At 44.6% G+C, this 1,064-nt stretch carries 1 pseudogene; it reads left to right on the top strand.

The annotated features are described in order from the left end of the window. Window positions 1–1,064, top strand: a pseudogene (locus KJK34_RS14965) (SprB repeat-containing protein); the annotation flags it as partial.

Below are 1,064 nucleotides of genomic sequence, written 5' to 3' on the forward strand. Positions count from 1 at the left end.
GATGCCAACGGTTGTACAGGTACAGCTTCTGTAACTATTACAGAGCCAACTGTACTTTCAGCTGCGGGTGTAGCTACTAATGTAAGCTGCAACGGTGGCAGCAACGGTACTGTTGATTTAACAGTAACCGGCGGTACAGGTACTTATACATACCTTTGGAGCAACAACGCTACAACAGAAGACCTTACAGGCCTTATGGCAGGTACTTATGATGTAACGGTAACTGATGCTAACGGATGTACAGCTACAGCTTCTGTAGAGATAACTGAACCGACTATACTATCGGCTTCAGGTGTAGCTACTAATGTTAGCTGCAATGGTGGCAGCAACGGTACTGCTGATTTAACAGTAACAGGCGGTACAGGTACTTATACCTATCTGTGGAGTAATAACGCTACTACAGAAGACCTTACAGGCCTTATGGCAGGCACTTATGATGTAACCGTAACTGATGCAAACGGTTGTACAGCTACAGCTTCTGTAACAATAACAGAGCCTGCCCTGTTAGAAGTTAGTACTGTAGTTGACACCAATGTAAGCTGCAATAGCGGTACTACGGGTTCTGTTACAATTAACGTTACGGGTGGTACATCACCATTCGAATATGTTATTAACGGAACTACTTATAGCGGAGTTCCGAGTGCTACACTACCTATTACAGGCCTTTCAGCCGGAACTTATCCTGTAACTGTTACAGATAATAACGGATGTACTGCAACAGGTTCAGTTACAATAACACAACCTGCTGCAATTGCGGCAAGTGGTGTCGTTACCAATGTAAGCTGTAATGGTGGCAATAATGGTGCTATCAATTTAACTGTAACGGGTGGTACAGGTGCTTACACCTATCTGTGGAGTAATAGTGCCGTAACAGAAGACCTTACGGACCTTTCAGCCGGTACATATACTGTAACAGTAACTGATGCCAACGGTTGTACAGGTACAGCTTCTGTAACTATTACAGAGCCAACTGTACTTTCAGCTGCGGGTGTAGCTACTAATGTAAGCTGCAACGGTGGCAGCAACGGTACTGTTGATTTAACAGTAACCGGCGGTACAGGTAC

It is taken from the genome of Flavobacterium coralii (assembly GCF_019891545.1).
Lineage (GTDB): Bacteria > Bacteroidota > Bacteroidia > Flavobacteriales > Flavobacteriaceae > Flavobacterium > Flavobacterium coralii.